The sequence below is a fragment of the Sphingomonas sp. 22R3R2A-7 genome (genome assembly GCF_036856055.1).
Classification (GTDB): Bacteria; Pseudomonadota; Alphaproteobacteria; order Sphingomonadales; family Sphingomonadaceae; genus Sphingomonas.
In genome coordinates this window covers 2410832-2431773 of the sequence record NZ_JASPFR010000001.1, presented here as the reverse complement: position 1 = coordinate 2431773, position 20942 = coordinate 2410832, and the positions used below count along the sequence as shown (strand labels likewise).

The window sequence follows — 20942 nt, the reverse complement described above, 5'->3', positions numbered from 1 at the left end:
ATGGGCCTGCCTGTCCTCCCCTCCGTCAGGCCGCGCCTGCCGCCTCCCCCTGGCGGGGGAGGTGGAGCGGGGTCAGAGCTTCTCAGTCAGTTCGGGGACGATCTTGAACAGATCGCCGACCAGGCCGATGTCCGCGACCTGGAAGATCGGCGCGTCCTCGTCCTTGTTGATCGCGATGATGACCTTCGAGTCCTTCATCCCCGCGAGATGCTGGATCGCGCCCGAGATGCCGACCGCGACATAGACTTCCGGCGCGACGATCTTGCCGGTCTGGCCGACCTGATAGTCGTTCGGGGCATAGCCCGCATCGACCGCGGCGCGCGAGGCACCGACGCCAGCGCCCATCTTGTCGGCGAGCGGATCGATCAGCGCGTGGAACTGGTCGCTCGAGGCCAGCGCCCGGCCGCCCGAGACGATGATCTTCGCGCTGGTCAGCTCGGGACGCTCGTTCTTGGCGATCTCCGAGCCGGCAAAGGTCGACAGACCCTTGTCGCCGGTCGACGCAACCGCTTCGATCTCGCCCGAACCTCCCTCGGTCGCGGCCTTGGCGAACGCCGTGCCGCGCACCGTGATGACCTTCTTCGCGTCCGACGACTGGACGGTAGCGATCGCGTTCCCCGCGTAGATCGGCCGCGTGAACGTGTCCTCGCTCTCGACCGACAGGATGTCGCTGATCTGCATCACGTCGAGCAGCGCGGCGACGCGCGGCGCGATGTTCTTGCCGTGCGTGGTCGACGGCGCGACGAACGCATCGTGATGCCCCATCAGCTCGACGATCAGCGGCGCGACGTTCTCGGCGAGCGCATGCGCGAACGCGGCGTCGTCGGCGACGTGGACCTTGCCGACACCGGCGATCTTGGCAGCCTCGGCCGCGACGCCGTCGACGCCCTGGCCTGCGACCAGCAGATGGACTTCGCCAAGCTGCGATGCGGCAGTAACCGCCGACAGCGTGGCATCCTTGACGGCCTGACCGTCATGTTCGACCCAGACGAGCGTCTTCACTTGGCGACTCCCATTTCCTTGAGCTTGCCGACGAGCGCGTCGACATCGGCGACCTTGATCCCGGCCGAGCGCTTGGCGGGCTCGACCACCTTCAGCGTTGTCAGCCGCGGCGTCACGTCGACGCCGAAATCCGCGGGCGTCTTCTGCGCCATGGGCTTCGACTTGGCCTTCATGATGTTGGGCAGCGACGCATAGCGCGGCTCGTTGAGGCGAAGATCGGTGGTGATGATCGCAGGCAGCGTGAGCGTGTCCGTCTCCGCGCCGCCATCGACTTCGCGCGTCACGTTGACCGAGCCGTCGGCGATCTCGACCTTCGACGCGAACGTGCCCTGGCCCCAGTTCAGGAGCCCGGCAAGCATCTGCCCGGTCTGGTTGTTGTCGTCGTCGATCGCCTGCTTGCCGAGGATGACCATGTCGGGCTTTTCCTCCTCGACGATCTTGGCGAGGATCTTGGCGACGCCCAGCGGCTCGACCTTGGTCTCGCTGACGACGAGGATCGCACGGTCGGCGCCCATCGCGAGCGCGGTGCGGAGCGTTTCCTGCGACTTCTGCTCGCCGATCGAGACGACGACGATCTCCGTCACGCCCTTGTCTTTGAGGCGAATCGCCTCTTCGACCGCGATCTCGTCGAACGGGTTCATGCTCATCTTGACGTTCGCCAGATCGACGCCCGTTCCGTCCGCCTTCACGCGAGGCTTCACGTTGTAGTCAAGCACGCGCTTGACCGGCACCAGCACCTTCATCGGGATTCCTTCCAAGGTGAATCTATTCGTTTCGCCCGCCTGTTACCCGGCAGGCGTTGGCCGGACAGATGGCGGTTTCGCGTCGTTTTCGCAAGTGCGGTACGGAAACATCGGATACCGTAGCGTCACAACGACCGCCCCGTCTGGACAGCTGCGATACCAACGAAAAAGGGCCCGGACGTTTCCGTCCGAGCCCCGTTTTTCGCAGAATCAGTATGCAGTGGGCAGCGGTTACGCGGCGACCTTCTGCACCTCTGCGACGATCTTCTTGGCGGCATCGCCAAGGTCGTTCGCGGGAACGATCGCCAGACCGGAGTTCGCGAGAATCTCCTTGCCCTTCTCGACATTCGTGCCCTCGAGGCGCACGACGAGCGGGACCGACAGGTTCACTTCCTTCGCCGCGGCGACGATGCCGTCGGCGATGATGTCGCACTTCATGATGCCACCGAAGATGTTGACCAGGATGCCCTTCACGTTCGGATCCGCGAGGATGATCTTGAACGCGGCCGTCACCTTCTCCTTGTTGGCGCCGCCGCCGACGTCGAGGAAGTTGGCGGGGAACATGCCGTTCAGCTTGATGATGTCCATCGTCGCCATCGCGAGGCCGGCGCCGTTGACCATGCAGCCGATGTCGCCGTCGAGCTTGATATAGGCGAGGTCGTACTTCGACGCCTCGAGCTCGGCAGGATCTTCCTCGGTCTCGTCGCGCAGTTCGAGCAGGTCCTTGTGACGGAACAGCGCGTTGCCGTCGAACGCGACCTTCGCGTCGAGCACCATCAGCTTGCCGTCGTTGGTGACCGCGAGCGGGTTGATCTCGATCTGCTCGGCATCAGTGCCCATGAACGCGTCATACAGCTTCGACGCGGTGTTCGCAGCCTGCTTGGCGAGATCGCCGGTCAGCTCGAGCGCTGCAGCAACGGCGCGGCCGTGATGCGGCATGAAGCCGGTCGCCTGGTCGATATCGATCGACTGGATCTTCTCGGGCGTGTCGTGCGCGACCGCTTCGATGTCCATGCCGCCTTCGGTCGAGGCCACCATCATTACCCGGCCGGTGGTGCGGTTGAGCGTCAGCGCGAGGTAGAATTCCTTGTCGATGTCGACACCGTCGGTGACGTACAGGCGGTTGACCTGCTTGCCCGCGTCACCCGTCTGGATGGTGACGAGCGTGTTGCCGAGCATGTCGGTCGCGGCCGCGCGAACCTCGTCCTCGGTCTTGGCGAGGCGGACGCCGCCCTTGGCGTCGGGGCCCAACTCGACGAACTTGCCCTTGCCGCGGCCGCCGGCGTGGATCTGCGCCTTGACGACGTAGAGCGGTCCGGGAAGCTTCTTCGAGGCCTCGACGGCCTCCTCGACGGTCAGCGCCGCGAAACCGGCGGGGACGGGGACGCCGAACTTGGCCAGCAGTTCCTTGGCCTGGTATTCATGGATGTTCATCGGGAAGGCTCCACGCAATTTTTAGGAAACTCGGGAATGGGAACGCGTAAAGCACAGGGCGGGCAGAATATCCACCCTGAAGGTTTTTGCATTTGCGTGTCGTTTGCAATAGCGCAATCCCCTAGCCTCGACATTGCGCGTGGATCGAACGTTTGCGGAAAAGTAACCCTTTTGGAGCATGATCCGGTCATGACACATCCTGCATTCGACTCGCCCGATGCACCCCAAGGTGAAGAGCTTCGTCGGGCCCTGCGCAAATCGGTCCGGATGCGGGCGCATCTGCGCGACCGGGGACAGACGCGATTCGAGATCGAAGTGACCGACCTGTCGGCATCGGGGTTTCGCGCGGAGACAAGCTTTACGCTGTGGCCGGGGACGGTGGTGTGGCTGACGCTGCCGGGGCTCGCCGCGCTCGAGGCGGTGGTCGCGTGGCGCGACAAGTTCAAATATGGCTGCGCGTTCGCCAAGCCGCTGCACCCCGCGGTGCTCGACCATATCGTCGCGCTGTCCCAGCGATAAGCGACCGGCGCCGGGCGCGTCGGTGACCGCCGGTCGACGCGGACGCACGTCGCGGCGGACCGCGTCCGTGACCGCGCCGACCTGAAGCGTTAGTCGAACAGGCTCGATACGCTCGTTTCGTCGGCGATGCGCTTGATCGCTTCGCCGAGCAGCGGCGCGATCTGCAGATGGCGGATCTTGCCGCCCGCGGTCTTGATGACGTCGTGGTTGCCAATCGAATCGGTGATGACGAGCTCGCGCAGCTCGGACCCCTCGACGCGCGCGACTGCGCCGCCCGACAGGACGCCGTGCGTCACATAGGCGACGACGTCCTCCGCGCCGGCTTCCTTCAGCGCGGCTGCGGCGTTGCACAGCGTGCCTGCCGAATCGACGATATCATCGACCAAGATGCAGAAGCGCCCCTCGACTTCGCCGATGATGTTCATCACCTCCGATTCGCCCGCGCGCTCGCGACGCTTGTCGACGATCGCGAGCGGCGCGTTGTCGAGACGCTTGGCCAGCACGCGCGCGCGGACCACGCCGCCGACGTCGGGCGACACGACCATCAGGTTCTTGCCCTTGAACCGCGCGAGGATGTCCGCGGACATGACGGGGGCGGCATAGAGATTGTCCGTCGGGATATCGAAGAAGCCCTGGATCTGGCCCGCATGCAGATCGACCGAGAGCACGCGGTTGGCGCCCGCGACGGTGATGAGGTTGGCTACGAGCTTGGCCGATATCGGCGTGCGCGGACCCGGCTTACGATCCTGTCGGGCATAGCCCATATACGGGATCACCGCGGTGATCCGCCGTGCCGACGCGCGCTTCAACGCGTCGATCATGATGAGCAGTTCCATGAGGTTGTCGTTCGCCGGATACCCGGTCGACTGGATCACGAACACGTCCTCGCCACGCACGTTCTCGTTGATCTCGACGAACACTTCCTCATCGGCGAAGCGACGCACGCTGACGTCGGTCAGCGGTGTTTCTAGATAGGCGGCGATCTCCTGCGCGAGTGGCAAGTTCGAATTGCCCGTCATCAATTTCATCAAAATCGCTCCACCGGAATTGCACGCCCCTTAGTCCGCGTGTCCGCAACGCGAAAGGGGCGAAGGGATTTGCCCGCACGCGCCGGGGTTCGTAGAGCACGGGGATGACCGTCACCACGCGTTTCGCCCCCTCGCCCACCGGCCGGCTCCATGTCGGCAATATCCGCACCGCGCTTCACAACTGGATGTTTGCGCGTGCCAATGGCGGCCGGTTCATCCTGCGGATCGACGACACCGATGCGGCGCGCAGCGAAGAGCGGTTCGTCGAGGCGATCCGCGCCGATCTCGACTGGCTCGGCATGACGCCCGACGGCGAGGAACGGCAATCCGCCCGCTTTGCGCTGTACGAAGCGCGGTTCGCGGCGCTGGTCGCGAGCGGGCATGTCTATCCGGCCTATGAAAGCGCGCAGGAGCTCGACCTCAAGCGCAAGATCGCCGCGGGTCGGGGGTTGCCGCCAATCTATGACCGCGCCGCGCTCGGACTGAGCGACGAACAGAAGTCGGCGTTCGAACGGGACGGCGTTGCCCCGCACTGGCGGTTCAAGCTGGATCACGACGCCCCGATCGCGTGGGACGATTTGATCCGCGGGCCACAGCATTTCGAGGCCCGGACGATGAGCGATCCGGTGATCCGCCGCGCGGACGGATCATGGCTCTATATGCTGCCCTCCGCGATCGACGACGCCGATATGGGGATCAGCCATGTCGTGCGTGGCGAGGATCATGTGTCCAACACCGCACTACAGCTGCAGATGTTCGATGCGCTCGGCGTGGCGCCGCCGCGGTTCGCGCACGAGGCGCTGTTGACGGGCGCGGAGGGCAAATTGTCGAAGCGCCTCGGCTCGCTGGGCGCAGATCATTTCCGCGAGATCGGCATCGAGCCGCAGGCGATCCGGGCGCTGCTCGCACGGATCGGGACGAGCGACCCGGTCGAGCCGATCGCCGACGCGGCACCGATGATCGCGACGTTCGATTTTGCACGGTTCGGGCGCGCGCCGGCGCGGTTCGACGAGGCCGAGCTGTCGCAGGTCAATGCGCGCATCCTCCACGCGCTGCCCTATGCCGCGGTCGCGGATCGTCTGCCTGCAGGGATGGATGCGCAGGCGTGGGAGGCCGTGCAGCCGAACCTCGTGACGCTTGCCGACGCAGCGGACTGGTGGGGCGTGATCGAGGGACCGGTCGCGATCGACACCGCGACGGACGATGCGGAGCGCGCCTATCTCGATCAGGCGCACGCCGCCGCCGCGGCGACCGACTGGTCGAACGACCCCTGGCATGCGCTGACCGGCCGGCTGAAGACGGAAACGGGGCGCAAGGGCAAGGCGCTGTTCCTGCCGCTGCGGCGTGCGCTGACCGGGCGTGATCACGGGCCGGACATGGCGGCGCTGCTGCCGCTGATCGGTCGCGAGCGTGCGCTCGCCCGATTGGGTGCGCGGGAGGACTGACGAACTGCGAAGTTGCGCTTGCAGCACTGGCCTCGCCGGGGCGTGATGCCTATCTTGACGCGCATGGGCTTTTTCAGTCGTTTTTCCCCGGTTCGCGCCTATCGCGATCTCCGTCTCTTCTTCAGCCACCGGCAGCCGTACGAGCTCGGCTTCCTTGCGCTGGCGATGCTGGTCACGGGGTTCCTGATCTACGCCTTCTCGAAGGACAGCTACGCCGAGCGCGAGTATCGGCCGAACATCGTTTATGTCGAGCAGTGGCCGGCGGATCGCACCGACGAGCAGATCCTCGCGCAGCAGAAGATCGACGCGCCGATCAAGGCGGCGCGGATCGCCGAGCAGAAGAAGCGCGAGGAAGAAACCCGCGCGTCGTTCAAGCGGATGGACGACAAGCTCAAGGCCATGGGCATCTGAGCCGCGCCAGTCCCGGTGACGCGCGGTTCATCGGCGCAGCGCTCGCGCTCGCCGAGCGAAGCCGCGGTCGGACCGCCCCCAACCCCAATGTCGGGTGCGTGATCGTCACCGCGGACGGTCGCGTCGTCGGGCGCGGCTGGACGCAGCCGGGTGGCCGGCCGCATGCCGAGGCGATGGCGCTCGCGCAGGCGGGCCCGCGGGCGCGCGGCGCGACCGCCTATGTGACGCTCGAACCTTGCGCGCATGTGTCGCCGCGCGGCCCCGCCTGCAGCGACCTGCTGATCGCGGCGGGGGTCGCACGCGTCGTCGCGGCGCTCGAGGACCCCGATCCGCGGACCGCCGGGCAGGGTTTTGCGCGATTGCGCGCCGCAAGCGTTCGCGTGGACACCGGCGTGGGGGCGCAGGCCGCCGCGCGGTCGATGGCGGGCTTCCTCACGCGGTGCGCGGCGCGGCGGCCGCACGTGACGCTGAAGCTTGCCACCTCGCTCGACGGGTGCATCGCGCTGCCCGACGGGTCGAGCCGGTGGATCACCGGGCCGCAGGCGCGCGCGCACGCTCATCTTGAGCGAAGCCGCCACGACGCGATTCTCGTCGGGCGCGGCACCTACGATACCGATGCGCCGCGACTCGACGTCCGGCTGCCCGGTCTGCAGCAGCGGTCGCCGATTCGCGTGCTACTGTCACGGACACGCGCGGCCCTCCCCCATCCAGCCGAGACGCCCTATCCGGCGTGGCACGTCATCGCCGAGCCGCGCGCGATTGCGAGGCTCCCCGTCGACCATGTCCTCGTCGAAGGCGGCGCGGCCGTAGCGTCCGCGTTTCTTGCTGCCGACCTGGTCGACCGGCTTCTGCTGTACCGCGCGCCGATCCTCATCGGGGGCGGAAAACATGCGCTCGGCGATATCGGCCTGACCGATCTCGGCAAGGCGCATGGCCGCTGGGCGATCGTCGATTCACGGCAACTTGGCAGCGACCGGCTCGAGGTCTACGAGCGCGAACGAAACGAGGGATAATGTTCACCGGAATCGTCACCGACATCGGCACCGTCACAACCGTGGAGTCGCGCGGCGACACCCGCGTCGTCGTCAGCACCGCCTATGATACCGCCACCGTCGATCTCGGCGCGTCGATCGCCTGTTCCGGCGTGTGCCTGACCGTCGTCGACAAGGGGCCGCACTGGTTCGCGGTCGACGTCTCGAGCGAGACGATCAGCCGCACCGCCAGGGACCAGTGGACGCTGGGTCGCAAGTTCAACCTCGAACGCGCGATGAAGCTTGGCGACGAGCTTGGCGGGCATATCGTCACGGGCCATGTCGATGGCCTCGGCACCGTCGTCGCGGTGACCGAGGAAGGCGGCTCGCACCGCGTCCAGATCCGCGCCGGCGCCGAGATCGCGCCGTTCATCGCGGCCAAGGGCTCGGTCACGGTCGACGGCGTCTCGCTCACCGTGAACAGCGTCCAGGACGTCGACGGCGAGGTCGAATTCGGCCTCAACATCATCCCGCACACCTGGGCGGTCACGACGCTCGGTACGATCCACGTGGAACAGTCGGTCAACATCGAGATCGACGTCCTCGCCCGCTACCTCCAAAGAATGGAGCATTACCGTGCCTCTGCCCGCTGAACGTACCGCCGAACTCGGGCGCCTGAAGCACGGCTATCTGTCGAGCCCCGAGGAGATCATCGACGAGGCACGCAACGGCCGGATGTTCATCCTGGTCGATGACGAGGACCGCGAGAACGAGGGCGACCTCGTCATCCCCGCGCAGATGGCGACGCCCGAAAAGATCAACTTCATGGCCAAATATGGCCGCGGACTGATCTGCCTCGCCCTGACCAAGGCGCGGACCGAGGAGCTCGGGCTCGAATTGATGAGCCGCAACAACGGCACGCGGCACGAAACCGCATTCACCGTGTCGATCGAGGCGCTCGAAGGCGTGACGACGGGCATTTCGGCGGCGGACCGCGCGCGGACGATCGCGGTGGCGATCGATGCGACCAAGCAGAAGGCGGACATCGTCACCCCCGGCCATGTCTTCCCGCTGGTCGCGCGGGACGGCGGCGTGCTGATCCGTGCCGGGCATACCGAGGCGGCGGTCGACGTCGCGCGGCTCGCCGGGCTCAACCCCTCGGGCGTGATCTGCGAGATCATGAACGAGGACGGCACGATGGCGCGGATGGACGATCTCGTCACCTTCGCGCAGTTCCACAACATTAAGATCGGCACGATCCGCGACCTGATCGCGTATCGCCGCCGCTACGACCATCTCGTCGAAAAGCGCGCCGAGGCCGAGTTCACCAGCGAATGGGGCGGTGGCTGGAGCGCGCTGACGTTCTGGAACAAGGCGACGGGCACCGAGCAGGTCGCGCTGGTCAAGGGGCGGATCGATCCTGCCAAGCCGACGCTGGTCCGGATGCACGCGCTGTCGCCGTTCGCGGACATCTTCGGCGAATCGGGCGACCGCGGGCGGATCCTCGCGCGGTCGATGCAGATGATCGCCGACGAGGGTGCGGGCGTGATCGTCGTCATCAACCGCCCGCGAGGCAACGCGTTCACCTCGGCGGTGCTCAAAAAAGCCGGTGCGGAGATCACGCCGGACATGGAGGAGCTGCGCGACTATGGCGTCGGCGCGATGATCCTGACCGAACTCGGCGTGCACGACATGGTGCTGATCACCAACACGCATCACACGCTGGTCGGGCTTGACGGCTATGGCCTGTCGATCGTCGGCGAACGTCCGATCGCCCCCCTCGATACCGAAAAGGCTGCTTACTGATGGCGCATATCCTCATCGTCGAAGCACGCTTCTACGACCATCTAAACGACCTGCTCATCGAGGGCGCATGCGCGGCGATCGAGGCCGCGGGGCACAGTCACGAGACGATCACCGTTCCGGGCGCGCTCGAGGTCCCCGGCGCGATCGCGCTGGCGGCGGAGAGCGAGACCTATGACGCCTATGTCGCGCTGGGCGTCGTGATCCGCGGCGAGACCTATCATTTCGAGATCGTCGCGGGCGAGAGTGCACGCGGGATCATGGCGCTGACGATGGACGGGCTGCCGATCGGCAATGGCATCCTGACCACCGAGAACGAAGCGCAGGCGCTCACCCGTGCCCGCCCGACCGAGGGAGACAAGGGCGGCGGCGCGGCGAAGGCGGCACTGGCGATGCTCGCGCTGAAGGACCGGTTCATTCCGTAAACGAGAGGGTACAACCTCGGCGCCGATCCCGGTCGGCCCGACGATCGCGGGGTCCTTGGGTCTGGCTAAGGCACACGGTGATCGCAGCGAGGCTGCCGATGGCCCTCCTGCTGGCGCAGGGTTCGCCGTCGCGCGCGGGCCGCTTCTAAGCGTCAGTCGTCTTCTTCGCTGGTCGAGAACGGGGGCCGGCGGCCTCCGGACCACCCTGCGGCCGTACGCCGTCCTTTGGCGTACAGACACGTAGCGAAGGCTGACACGCGATCCCGATATTGGAGCAACGGTGCGTGCCATCGATTGTCGTGCACGCCCGACATTGCTGGTGCACCGTAGTACAGGCTTGCGGTGCGGCAACGATCAGAGCGACAACCGTCAGCATCGTGCAGATCCCCGTTCGGGCACAGACTGTATCGAGCACAGCCTATTCCCATATGCCTCACGGCGTCCAGTGATCCGACCGCCTCTATGCGTCAGCCGCCGGATCCTGCTCGCGCAACGCCGCTTCGACCTGTTCGACCGTGATCCCGAATGCAGCGGCGAGACCCGTCACCGAGGCGCCCCGAGCGGCGAGGGTGCGGATGCGGGCGGGGTCCTGGATGGTGGTGTAGCCGCGCGTGTCGCGCTGCGTCTTGCTCTCTTCGCCGCTGCGCGCGCGGGCGCCAGAACTGCGCCGCTTGGCGATCTTGAGCGCTTCCTCGTCGTTGGCGGGGGGTGCGTCGAGCCGGGCCTGGATCCGTTGCGCCTCTTCGGCCCGGCGCAGTTCACGCGCACGTTCACGCTCCTGCGACTGGGCCTCGCGCTGCGCGGCCTCGACTCGGCACGCTGCTCGGCGCCGGCGAGACGGTCGCGCGCGCGCTGCTCGCGCTCGCTTGCCCGTTCCTCGGCCCGTCGTGCGGCGCGGTCGGCAGTCCCGGGCAAGAGTGGCCCTGCCCCCTGCCCCCGCTCGGCCAGCCGTCGGTCATATCGTCGTCCTGTCGTCACCGGCGCGCCATCAGCGGCGCGGCGTGCGCGCTGCTAGGCGATGCCGTCACCGCTGACAATCGGACGCATTGCAGGTAGTCGCCCGCCCCGCGGCCTTCGCCGCAGGGCGGGCACGAACGCGTTACGCGTCCGCGGTTTCGAGCGCCGGATAGTCGATATACCCCTCGGGACCCTGGCTGTACCAGGTCTTCGGGTTATCCTGCGCCAGCGGCGCGCCCGTGCGCAGACGCTCGGGCAGGTCGGGGTTCGCGATGAACGTCCGCCCGAAGCTGATCGCGTCGGCAATGCCCGTATCGAGTTCGGCCTGCGCCTTTTCGAGCGTGTCGTAATCCGAGTTCACGACGAGCACGCCCTTGAACACCTTGCGGATCGCCGGGCTCAGCTTTGGCACATCGGTCTTGCCGAACGTGCCATCGGGGCCGGGCTCGCGCAATTCGAGGAACGCGATGCCGAGATCGGACAGCGCCTTGGCGGCGGCGGTGAACAGCGGCTCGGGGTTGCTGTCGTCGACGCCCTGCAGAATCGCCGTTGGGCGAGAGGCGGACGCTGGTGCGATCCGCGCCCGCGACCGAGATCACGCGCTCGGCGACTTCGCGGAGCAGACGGATGCGGTTCTCGATCGAACCACCATACTCATCGGTGCGGCTGTTCGCGTTGTCACGCAGGAACTGGTCGATCAGATAGCCGTTCGCGGCGTGGATCTGGACACCGTCGAAGCCCGCGGCGAGCGCGTTCTTCGTTGCCAGTTCATAGTCGTCGAGCAGCCGCGGAATCTCGTTCAGCTCGAGCGGACGCGCGACCTCGAAATCCTTCTTGCCCTCGAACGTGTGCGCCTGGCCTTCGGTCTTCGTCGCGGACGACGAGACGGGCTGACCGCCGATCACCGAGGAATGGACCTGGCGACCCATGTGCCAGAGCTGCGCGATGATCCGGCCGCCGGCTGCGTGGACCGACTCGGTGACGGGCTTCCACGCATCGACCTGCGCCTGCGTCCACAGACCCGGCGCGAATGGCCAGCCCAGGCCTTCGCGGCTGATGCCGGTGGCCTCCGAGATGATCAGCCCGGCGCTCGCGCGCTGCGTGTAATAGTCGATCATGAGGTCGGATGGGACGGCGTCCTTGTCCGAACGTCCGCGGGTGAGCGGCGCCATGAGGATGCGGTTGGGCGCGTCGACGGCGCCGAGTGTGATGGGATCGAAAAGGCTTGGCATGGGGGCTCCTTAATGCCTGACGGGGGCAAGATAGGACGCTACAGCGCGGCATGCATCGCCCCGCCCCGCAAAGAATATCTAGCGTGCCCGAAACGCCGACGACAACGGCGCTTGCCGCCCCCGGCACGCTCGCATTCGGCGCGCTGCTGATCGCCAACGTCGCGCTCGCATTCGGGCCGTGGTTCGTCCGCGCGACCGAGGTCGGACCGGTCGCGGCGGGGTTCTGGCGGCTGACGCTGGCGGTGCCGTTTCTCGTCCTGCTCGCGGCGCAGCAGGGCGCGCGACCGACGCGGCTCGGGCGCGGCGTCTGGGTCGGACTGATCGCGGGCGGCGTGTGCTTTGCCGCGGATCTCGGCAGCTGGCATCTCGGCATCCTGCGCACCACGCTCGCCAACGCGACGCTGTTCGGCAACGCGGCGACGCTGATGTTCCCGATCTACGGGTTCCTCGTCGCGCGGACCTGGCCGACGCGGACACAGGGCTGGGCGCTGATGCTCGCGGCGGCGGGTGCGGCGCTGCTGCTCGGGCGGTCCTATCAGCTCGATGCGAAGAATCTCGCGGGCGACCTGCTCTGCATCCTCGCGGGGCTGCTCTACACGGTCTATTTCATCCTGATGGCGCGCGCGCGGACGACGCTTGCCCCCTTGTCCGCGCTGGTGCTGTCGACGCTGGCGGAGATCGTGCCGCTGCTGGTGTTCGCGCTGGCGATGGGCGAGCGGATCGTGCCGGTGCACTGGGGGCCGCTGATCGGCCTGGCGCTGTGCAGCCAGGTGCTGGGCCAGGGGCTGATGATCTATGCGCTCGGCCGGTTTTCGCCGCTGGTGATCGGGATCGCGCTGCTGATCCAGCCGGTGGTCGCGGGGACGGTCGGCTGGATCGTCTATGGCGAGCGGCTCGGCCTGCCCGATCTCGTCGGCGTGGTCATGGTCGCGATCGCGCTGGTGCTGGTACGCCGGACGCCCGCGGATCGCCCCCTATTGAAGAGGCGCTCGACACGCCTGATCTTGGACGGCAGGAGACGGTATGACCCAAGACCTCACGCTCGACGAAATCCGCGTTCAGCTCAGCCCCGGGATCGCCGCCAACGCCGCGTTCGATGGCTGGAGCGACGCCGCACGCGACATGGCGGCGGATGCGGCGGGGATCGATACGGACGTCGCCGCGCTCGCGTTCGAAGACGGCGCGCTCGACATGATCGACGCCTGGTTTGCCGAGATCGATCGCGCGATGCTCGCCGCGGTTCCGCCTGAACGGATCGCGACGATGAAGATCCGCGAACGGATCACCGCGCTGATCGAGGCGCGGCTGCAGGCGACCGCCGCCGATCGCGAATCGCTGCGGCGCGCGGTGGCGATCCTCGCATTGCCGCAGAATCTCGCGCGGGCGGCGCGCCTGGGGTGGCGGACGGTCGATACCATCTGGCGCGCGGCGGGCGATGTCGCGACCGATTATAATCATTATACCAAACGGACGATCCTGCTCGGCGTCTATGCCTCGACGGTGACGGTGTTCCTCGACGACGACAGCGAAGGATTCGTGGACACCCGCGCGTTCCTCGCGCGGCGGATCGCAGGCATCATGGCGTTCGAAAAGGCCAAGGCCGGGTTTCTCAAACGGACCGAGCACGGGTTCAGTCTGTCGCGATTTGTCGGCCGGCTGCGCTATCCCGCGGCGTGAGCGCGCGGGCGGGCGATGGAGCGGGGCCAATCTGCGTCCGCTGTCATGGTGGGGCATGGTTGGGGCTTTCCTTTGCGGAGCGTTACTGATAATCACTCGCATCATGGACACTCGCCGCGACCGTTCCGTCAGCCTTGAAACGCTGCCCCGCAAGCAGCATGCGATCGTCAAGATGATCGACTGGACGCGTCTGGCGGGTCCGGAAGCACGCCGCCTGCGCGAACTGGGGTTTGACGAGGGGGTCGATGTCGAGGTCCTCCACCGCGCGACGCTGGGCCAGGGCCCGATCGCGTGCCGCATCGGTCGCATGACCGTTGCGCTGCGTCGCGCCGTCGCGGGGGCCATCCACGTATCGCTGACGCCAGCGGCTGCCGAATAAGCAGCGCGCGATCAGCATCATAGCATTATGAACGCAGCACCGCTGGTCGCGCTCGTCGGCAATCCCAATGCCGGCAAGAGCGCGCTGTTCAACGCGTTGACGGGTGCGCGGCAGAAGGTCGGCAATTATCCGGGCGTGACGGTCGAGCGCAAGGCCGGGCGGCTGGTGCTCGATGACGGGCGTCCGGTCGAGCTGGTCGACCTGCCCGGTGCGTACAGCCTCGAGCCTTCCTCCCCGACGAGCGCGTCACGCGCGACGTCGTCACCGGCACGCAGGACGGCGAGCGCCTGCCCGACGCCCTCGTCGTCGTCGTCGACGCCGCCAATCTCGATAACCACCTGCGCTTCACGCTTCAGCTGATCGCGCTTGGCCTGCCCGTCGTCGTGGCGCTCAACATGGTCGATCTGGCCGAGCGCGACGGGTTGAAGCTCGATGCCGCGGTACTCGCGCGCGAACTGGGCGTGCCGGTGATCCCGACCGTCGCGGTCCGCAAGCGTGGGCTCGACGCGCTGCGTGAAGTATTGACACAGACGGTCGTCAACGGCCCGATCCGGCTGCGCAAGTCGGATGGCAGCGTACAGGACGACATCGTCACGCTGCAGCGCCGCGCGCGCGACATCGCAACCGCCGCGACGCTGTCCGAGACGCCGGTGCGGCGCTGGACGCACATGCTCGACGCGGTCGCGCTGCATCCGGTCGGCGGGCCGCTGCTGCTGCTGTCGATCATGTTCCTGATGTTCCAGGCGGTGTTCAGCTGGGCGCAGCCGTTCATGGACGCGATCGACGGGGGCTTCACCGCGGTGCAGGGCCTGATCCGGACCGAGATGGCCGATTCGCTGCTCCGGTCGCTGCTCGTCGACGGGGTGATCGCCGGCGTCGGCGCGGTGATCGTGTTCCTGCCGCAGATCCTGATCCTGTTCCTCTTCATCCTCGTGCTCGAGGCGAGCGGCTACATGGTCCGCGCGGCGTTCCTGATGGACCGCGTGATGGCGAGCGTCGGGCTGTCCGGCCGCGCGTTCATCCCGCTGCTGTCGAGCTTCGCCTGCGCGATCCCCGGGATCATGGCGACGCGGACGATCGACGACGAGAAGGACCGGCTGACGACGATCCTGATCGCGCCGCTGATGACCTGCTCCGCGCGACTGCCGGTCTACACGCTGATCATCGGCGCGTTCATTCCCAATACGCAGGTGCTGCCGTTCGTCGGGCTGCAGGGGCTGGTGATGCTCGGGCTGTACGTGATGGGCATCGTCGGCGCGTTCGTCGCCGCGCTGGTGCTGCGCCGGACGGTCACCAAGGGCGTGTCGTCGGGCTTCATGATGGAGATGCCCAAATACCAGTGGCCGCAGTGGCGCGACGTCGGCATCGGGCTGTGGAGCCGCGCGCGGATCTTCCTCAAGCGTGCGGGCGGCATCATCCTGGTATCGACCGTGATCCTGTGGGTGATGCTGAGCTTTCCCAAGCCGCCCGAGAACAGTCGCGTCTCGGCGGTCGACTATTCCGCCGCCGGCCGGATCGCCAACGGCATCGCACCCGTGTTCGCGCCGATCGGCTTCAACCGCGACATCGTGCTGGCGCTGATCCCCGCGATGGCGGCGCGCGAAGTCGCGGTCGCGGCGATCGGCACCGTCTATGCGATCGACGATCCCGACAGCAACCAGGGCGGCAAGGCGATGGTCGAGAACCTGCGCGGCCGCTGGAGCCTGCCAACCGCGCTCGCCTTCCTGATGTGGTTCGTCTTCGCGCCGCAGTGCATTTCGACGATCGCCGTCACCCGCCGCGAGACAAACGGGTGGAAATGGCCGGCGTTCATGGTTGGCTATTTGTTCGCCGCCGCCTACATCATGGCCGGAATCACATATTGGCTGGCGGTGTTCGCCGGCCTCTGAGGGGCATCATGGCAGGCAGCGTCAACAAGGTCATCATCGTCGGCAATCTGGGGCGCGACCCCGAGAGCAAGGCGTTCCAGAACGGCGGCAAGGTCGTCAACCTGCGCATAGCGACGTCGGAGTCCTGGAAGGACAAGATGTCGGGCGAGCGCAAGGAAAAGACCGAATGGCATTCGGTCGCGATCTTCAACGAAGGTCTCGCCAACGTCGCGGAAAAGTATCTGCGCAAGGGCTCGAAGGTCTATATCGAGGGCGCGCTCCAGACCCGCAAATGGCAGGACGCGCAGGGCCAGGACAAATATTCGACCGAGATCGTGCTGCAGGGCTTCAACAGCGTGCTGACGATGCTCGACGGCCCGAACGGTGGCCAGGGCGGCGGCGGTGGCGGCGGTGGCGGCGGTGGTAGCCGCGGCGGCGGCGACGACTGGGCCGGCGGTGGCGGCGGCAATGACTTCGGCGGTGGCTCGTCGGGTGGCGGCGGGGGTTACGGCGGCGGCGGCGGTCGTGGTGGCAGCGCGCCATCGGGTGGCGGCAGCGGTGGCGGGGCACGCGGCGGCAGCTTCGGCCAGACCGGCGGCTTCTCGGACGATCTCGACGACGACGTTCCGTTCTGAGCTCCGTGACGACGTTGTATTCCGTCCCGACGTCGGTCGGTTTCGACGAGGCCGAGCGCGCGCGCGTGATCTCGGCCTACGACGTTGCCGGCGCGCGTGCGAAAGGTCAGCTCGACGACATCGTCGCGTTCGCGGCCGAGTTGTGCGGCGCGCCGATCGCGTTGCTGAGCCTGGTCGAGGAGGAATATCAACGCTTCCTCTCGCGCAGCGGCACCGATCTCGACCAGACGCCGCGCAGCATGTCGTTCTGTGCGCACGCGATGCACCATCATGACGTGATGGAGGTGCCCGACGCGCGCGTGGATCCGCGTTTTACCGACAACGCGCTGGTGACCGGCGCGCCCTATGTCCGCTTCTATGCCGGTGCGCCGCTCGTTTCGAGCGAAGGCGTTCCGCTGGGGGCGCTGTGCGTGCTTGCACCCAACGCACGCGAAGGGCTGACACGGTTCCAGCGCGATGGGCTGACGCTGCTCGCCAAGGCGGCGATGGGGCGGCTCGACGATCGCCGCACCGCGCGTGAACAAGCGGTTTCCGAGGCCGAGGCCCGACGCACGCTGGAAGCGAGCGACCTGAAGTTCCGCACGCTGGCCGACACCATGCCGCAGATGGTGTGGTCGACGCTTCCCGACGGGTTCCACGACTATTTCAACGCGCGCTGGTACGAGTTCACGGGGACTCCCGTGGGCACGACCGATGGCGAGGGCTGGAACGACATGTTCCATCCCGAGGACCAGGATCGCGCCTGGGCCGTCTGGCGCCAGTCGCTCGAAACCGGCGAGCCCTATAATATCGAATACCGGCTGCGGCATTTCGACGGCACCTATCGCTGGGTGCTGGGGCGCGCCTTGCCCGTGCGCAGCGCGGACGGGGCGATCCTGCGGTGGTTCGGGACGTGCACCGACATCCATGAGCAGAAGCTCGCCTATGAAGAGCGCGAAGTCATCAGCCAGGAGCTGAGCCACCGGATCAAGAACATCTTCGCGGTGATCGCAGGGCTTATCACCTTCTCGGCGCGCGGCCGCCCCGAATTTGCCGGGATCGCAACCGACCTTCGGCACCGGATCAACGCGCTGGGCCGGGCACATGATTTCGTCCGACCGCACAGCGCGCAATCGCGCCCGCATGCGGAACAGGACAGTCTGATCGGACTGCTCGGTGACCTGTTCGAACCCTATCAGCAGCTCGGTTCGGACCGGATTGCGGTGCACGGCGACGACGTCCGGATCGACGATCGGTCGGCGACGCCGATCGCGCTGCTGTTTCACGAACTGGCGACCAACGCGACCAAATATGGTGCGTTGTCGAACGCGGATGGCGCGGTGTCGATAACCTTGGAGCGCGGCGACACGCTGGTGGCAATGACCTGGCGCGAGACCGGCGGGCCTGCGGTGGTCGATCCCGACGATCGCGCGGGGTTCGGGAGCCAGTTGATCGAAATGAGCGCGGTGCGACAACTGGGCGGGACGGTGGTTCGCGACTGGCGCACGACCGGGCTGTGCGTCGCGATCACGATACCGCTATCGTCATTCAGTCGGTGATCACGCCGGTCGATCCGCCGCGCAATTGGTCAGACGATCGCGGTCCGCAACTGGACGAGCTCTGAAACCGGGGGCGCCGCCCCCGTCGTGGCGAGCTGCGCTGCGGCAAGGATTGCGGCGTCGCTGAACGGCTTGCGGATATAGCCCAGGCAATCGGCATCGCCGATCTGGCCTGGATTGGCGGTCACGAACACGACCTTCACACCGTGATCGCGCGCGATCGCCGCTGCGATCTCGGGCCCGGTAGGTCCATCGCGCAGGTTGATGTCGACAAACGCGAAGTCGCACTGCGCCGCGGCAGTGAGCGCACCCGCGCGATCAGCTGCGATCGCGGCGACGGTATAGCCGGCGTCAACCAGGATCCGTTCGAGATCCAGTGCGACGAAAATCTCGTCTTCAACGATCATGGCTGTCTTCGTCATCGGCTAGGCAACACATGATACCGACAGGGGTTCCCGCCGGTCTTAACCATCCCGTGCATTCGCGACACGGCGTGACAATTATGTTGCGACGGTCCGGTCAAGCGTGCGGGTGTCGAATCACGCCGCGCGCAGGAGGAAGATCGCATGCTCGGCGAGCAGGTTCGCTGCCGCCGACGTCGTCTGCTTGTCGCCCGAGAGAAACCAGCTGCGCTCGATGACGACGCCCCGCTGTCGCAGGAACTCGCGAAAGTCGTCGATCGTGACATGATGGATGTTGGGCGTGTCGTACCAGCGTTCGGGCAATTGCCGCGTGACGGGCATCCGACCACCCCAGAGCAGCGACAGCCGCACGCGCCAATGCGCGAAATTGGGGAAGCTGACAAAGGCACGGTGGCCGATTCGGAGCAGCTGGTCGAGCACGAGATCGGGTGCGCGCGCGGTCTGCAGCGTCTGGCTGAGGATCGCATAGTCGAAACTCGCATCGGGGTAGCCCGCCAGATCGATATCGGCATCGCCCTGGATCACCGACAGCCCGCGCGCGACCGCCGACGCGACGTTGCGCGCGTCGATCTCCAGCCCGCGCGCATCGACGCCGCGGGTATCGCGCAGCGCGGCCATCAGCGCGCCGTCGCCACAGCCGATATCGAGCACGCGGCTGCCTTGCGCGACATGCCCGGCGATGACGGCGAGGTCGGTGCGTAACGTCATGGCGCGGTCCGTAACTGATCGGCAAGCCCCGGGGCGAGCCGCTCCATGTAGCGATCCGCGCGGACCAGCGAGTGGAAGCCGAGCCCCGCATAGACGCCGTGCGCATCGGCGGTGACGAGCCCGATCCGCCGCAGCCCGGCGAACGACGGATGATCGAGGAACCAGCCGACCATTCGCCGCGCGAGCCCCTGCCCGCGTACCGACTCGTCGACCCAGACATCGGCCAGCCACGCAAAGGTCGCGTGATCGGTGATCATCCGCGCGAAACCGACCTGCACGTCGTCGCGGTACGCACCGAGGCAGTGCGATCCCGCGATCGCGCGTTCGACGAGCGGACGCTCGATCCCCGGCGACCAGTAGCTGCTCGCCAGCCAGCCATGGATGCGGTCGACCTGCAACCGGCTCGCGTCGTCCGACAACGTGATCGTCATCGCCCCGCCCTCAGGAAGCCGTCGACGACCCGGTTGAGATCGGGCGCCTCGAGCAGGAACGCGTCGTGGCCGTACGGACTCGACAGCTCGACGAAGCTGACCGGCGCGCCCGCGGCGTTCAACGCCTGGACGATCGCGCGCGATTCGGCGGTCGGATACAGCCAGTCGGTGTCGAAGCTGACGAGGCAGAAGCGCGACTTGGTCGCGCGGAAGGCGTTGGCAAGCAGCCCGCCATGCTCCTCCGCAAGATCGAAATAATCCATCGCGCGCGTGATGTAGAGATAGGAGTTCGCGTCGAACCGGTCGGTGAAGGCGAGCCCCTGGTGACGCAGATAGCTCTCGACCTGGAAGTCGGCGTCGAACCCGAACGACTTGGCGTCGCGCGCCTGGAGGCGGCGGCCGAACTTCTCGGTCAGCCCCGCTTCGGACAGATAGGTGATGTGCGCCGCCATCCGCGCGACCGCGAGCCCGGCGGTCGGCGCCGAATCGTCGTGATAGTCGCCGCCACACCAGTTGGGATCGGCCATCACCGCCTGGCGCCCGACCTCGTGGAACGCGATATTCTGTGCGGTGTGGCGCGCGGTCGAGGCGATCACGACGCATGCCTTGACGCGCTCGGGGAACGTCGCGGGCCAGCTCAAGGCCTGCATCCCCCCATCGATCCGCCGACGACCGCGTGGAGCACGCCGACGCCGAGATGATCGAGCAGCATCGCCTGCGCGCGGACCATGTCGCGGATCGTGATGACCGGAAACGCCATCGCCCACGGCCGCCCGGTCGCCGGGTTGATCGTCGCGGGGCCGGACGAGCCCATGCAGCTGCCGAGCACATTGGCGCAGACGACGAAGTGGCGCGCGGGGTCGATCGGCCTGCCCTCGCCGACCATGCGGGTCCACCAGCCGGGCTTGCCGGTGCGCGGGTGGTTCGACGCGACGTGCTGGTCGCCGGTCAGCGCGTGGCAGATCAGGATCGCGTTCGAGGCATCGGCATTCAGCGTGCCATAGGTCTCGTACGCGATATCGACCGGCGACAGCAGCACGCCGCCGTCGAGCCTGAGCGGTCCGGGCAGCGTGACGCGGCGCGCGAGGCCGAAGCGGCTATCGGGCACCGGGTCGATGGTCGCAGGATCGAGCATGCCGCGCGCTACCATAGGCGGCGGCGGTCATGCCAGCGCGACGTCCACATCCACGCCCCTCCCTCGACGGGGAGGACCGGGCAAACCTTCCCGTCATCCTGACGAAAGTAAGGACCCAGAGTATCAGGCGGCGACATTCGTGGCTCTGGATCCTGACTTTCGTCAGGATGACGGGAGAA

At 67.0% G+C, this 20942-nt stretch carries 19 protein-coding genes and 4 pseudogenes; 14 read left to right on the top strand and 9 right to left on the bottom strand.

Features of this window, described 5'->3' with window-relative positions:
• Positions 1 to 72 precede the first annotated feature (72 nt).
• The 3 genes from QP165_RS11610 to sucC form a co-directional block, all read right to left on the bottom strand.
• Positions 73 to 1002 carry an electron transfer flavoprotein subunit alpha/FixB family protein gene (locus QP165_RS11610; RefSeq protein WP_056018389.1) on the bottom strand — a complete coding sequence of 310 codons (930 nt, stop codon included), beginning with the start codon at positions 1000 to 1002 and terminating at the stop codon, positions 73 to 75.
• Positions 999 to 1745 (bottom strand): electron transfer flavoprotein subunit beta/FixA family protein, encoded by a 747-nt coding sequence (locus QP165_RS11605; protein ID WP_056018387.1) that lies wholly within the window; start codon positions 1743 to 1745, stop codon positions 999 to 1001. The genes QP165_RS11610 and QP165_RS11605 overlap by 4 nt, the downstream gene beginning before the upstream one ends.
• A gap of 231 nt (positions 1746 to 1976) precedes the next feature.
• On the bottom strand, positions 1977 to 3179 hold the full coding sequence (sucC, locus tag QP165_RS11600; protein ID WP_333995793.1) for an ADP-forming succinate--CoA ligase subunit beta: 1203 nt from the start codon (positions 3177 to 3179) through the stop codon (positions 1977 to 1979).
• 189 nt (positions 3180 to 3368) lie between these two features.
• Between sucC and QP165_RS11595 the strand changes: the two genes are divergently transcribed.
• Positions 3369 to 3698 (top strand): pilus assembly protein PilZ, encoded by a 330-nt coding sequence (locus QP165_RS11595; RefSeq protein WP_056019222.1) that lies wholly within the window; start codon positions 3369 to 3371, stop codon positions 3696 to 3698.
• Between the two features lie 89 nt (positions 3699 to 3787).
• On the opposite strand, the gene QP165_RS11590 is transcribed toward QP165_RS11595, so the two are convergent.
• Positions 3788 to 4726, bottom strand: coding sequence for a ribose-phosphate pyrophosphokinase (locus QP165_RS11590; protein WP_056018383.1), 939 nt, complete (start codon positions 4724 to 4726; stop codon positions 3788 to 3790).
• A 104-nt stretch (positions 4727 to 4830) separates the two neighbouring features.
• Here QP165_RS11590 and gltX point away from each other — a divergent pair, with 104 nt between their 5' ends.
• From gltX to QP165_RS11555, 7 genes are all read left to right on the top strand, one after another.
• Positions 4831 to 6171: a glutamate--tRNA ligase gene (gene gltX, locus QP165_RS11585; protein WP_333995792.1), complete on the top strand. Its 1341-nt coding sequence runs from the start codon at positions 4831 to 4833 to the stop codon at positions 6169 to 6171.
• A gap of 45 nt (positions 6172 to 6216) precedes the next feature.
• A complete protein-coding gene (locus QP165_RS11580; RefSeq protein ID WP_333995791.1) occupies positions 6217 to 6582 on the top strand; it encodes a hypothetical protein in 366 nt (121 codons plus the stop codon).
• 29 nt (positions 6583 to 6611) lie between these two features.
• On the top strand, positions 6612 to 7595 hold the full coding sequence (gene ribD / locus QP165_RS11575) for a bifunctional diaminohydroxyphosphoribosylaminopyrimidine deaminase/5-amino-6-(5-phosphoribosylamino)uracil reductase RibD (RefSeq protein ID WP_333997013.1): 984 nt from the start codon (positions 6612 to 6614) through the stop codon (positions 7593 to 7595).
• Positions 7595 to 8206, top strand: coding sequence for a riboflavin synthase (locus tag QP165_RS11570; RefSeq protein ID WP_333995790.1), 612 nt, complete (start codon positions 7595 to 7597; stop codon positions 8204 to 8206). The genes ribD and QP165_RS11570 overlap by 1 nt, the downstream gene beginning before the upstream one ends.
• Complete coding sequence (gene ribB, locus QP165_RS11565; RefSeq protein ID WP_056018372.1) at positions 8190 to 9359, top strand: 3,4-dihydroxy-2-butanone-4-phosphate synthase; 1170 nt, start codon at positions 8190 to 8192, stop codon at positions 9357 to 9359. Before QP165_RS11570 ends, ribB begins: the two co-directional genes overlap by 17 nt.
• Positions 9359 to 9781, top strand: coding sequence for a 6,7-dimethyl-8-ribityllumazine synthase (gene ribH, locus QP165_RS11560; protein ID WP_333995789.1), 423 nt, complete (start codon positions 9359 to 9361; stop codon positions 9779 to 9781). The genes ribB and ribH overlap by 1 nt, the downstream gene beginning before the upstream one ends.
• A 445-nt stretch (positions 9782 to 10226) precedes the next feature.
• Positions 10227 to 10796, top strand: coding sequence for a hypothetical protein (locus QP165_RS11555; protein WP_333995788.1), 570 nt, complete (start codon positions 10227 to 10229; stop codon positions 10794 to 10796).
• Positions 10797 to 10880: 84 nt separating this feature from the next.
• Here the strand turns inward: QP165_RS11555 and QP165_RS11550 are convergent.
• Positions 10881 to 11970, bottom strand: a pseudogene (locus QP165_RS11550) (alkene reductase).
• Positions 11971 to 12020: 50 nt separating this feature from the next.
• Between QP165_RS11550 and QP165_RS11545 the strand changes: the two are divergent.
• The 6 genes and pseudogenes from QP165_RS11545 to QP165_RS11520 all read left to right on the top strand — a co-directional run.
• Positions 12021 to 12926 (top strand): annotated as a pseudogene (locus tag QP165_RS11545) (DMT family transporter); the annotation flags it as partial.
• A 67-nt stretch (positions 12927 to 12993) separates the two neighbouring features.
• A complete protein-coding gene (locus QP165_RS11540) occupies positions 12994 to 13647 on the top strand; it encodes a COQ9 family protein (RefSeq protein WP_333995787.1) in 654 nt (217 codons plus the stop codon).
• Positions 13648 to 13750: 103 nt separating this feature from the next.
• Complete coding sequence (locus QP165_RS11535; RefSeq protein ID WP_056018357.1) at positions 13751 to 14026, top strand: FeoA family protein; 276 nt, start codon at positions 13751 to 13753, stop codon at positions 14024 to 14026.
• A gap of 27 nt (positions 14027 to 14053) precedes the next feature.
• Positions 14054 to 15915, top strand: a pseudogene (gene feoB / locus QP165_RS11530) (ferrous iron transporter B).
• Between the two features lie 8 nt (positions 15916 to 15923).
• Positions 15924 to 16529 (top strand): single-stranded DNA-binding protein, encoded by a 606-nt coding sequence (ssb, locus tag QP165_RS11525; protein WP_333995786.1) that lies wholly within the window; start codon positions 15924 to 15926, stop codon positions 16527 to 16529.
• Between the two features lie 5 nt (positions 16530 to 16534).
• Positions 16535 to 18067 (top strand): sensor histidine kinase, encoded by a 1533-nt coding sequence (locus tag QP165_RS11520; protein ID WP_333995785.1) that lies wholly within the window; start codon positions 16535 to 16537, stop codon positions 18065 to 18067.
• Between the two features lie 29 nt (positions 18068 to 18096).
• On the opposite strand, the gene QP165_RS11515 is transcribed toward QP165_RS11520, so the two are convergent.
• The 4 genes and pseudogenes from QP165_RS11515 to metX all read right to left on the bottom strand — a co-directional run bounded on the left by QP165_RS11515 (position 18097) and on the right by metX (position 20763).
• A complete protein-coding gene (locus QP165_RS11515; RefSeq protein ID WP_333995784.1) occupies positions 18097 to 18489 on the bottom strand; it encodes a response regulator in 393 nt (130 codons plus the stop codon).
• A gap of 117 nt (positions 18490 to 18606) precedes the next feature.
• Positions 18607 to 19197, bottom strand: coding sequence for a methionine biosynthesis protein MetW (gene metW, locus QP165_RS11510; protein WP_056018347.1), 591 nt, complete (start codon positions 19195 to 19197; stop codon positions 18607 to 18609).
• Positions 19194 to 19628, bottom strand: a complete 435-nt coding sequence (locus QP165_RS11505) for a GNAT family N-acetyltransferase (protein WP_333995783.1) — start codon at positions 19626 to 19628, stop codon at positions 19194 to 19196. The genes metW and QP165_RS11505 overlap by 4 nt, the downstream gene beginning before the upstream one ends.
• Positions 19625 to 20763 (bottom strand): annotated as a pseudogene (metX, locus tag QP165_RS11500) (homoserine O-acetyltransferase MetX). The gene QP165_RS11505 and the pseudogene metX overlap by 4 nt, the downstream one beginning before the upstream one ends.
• Positions 20764 to 20942: the final 179 nt, after the last annotated feature.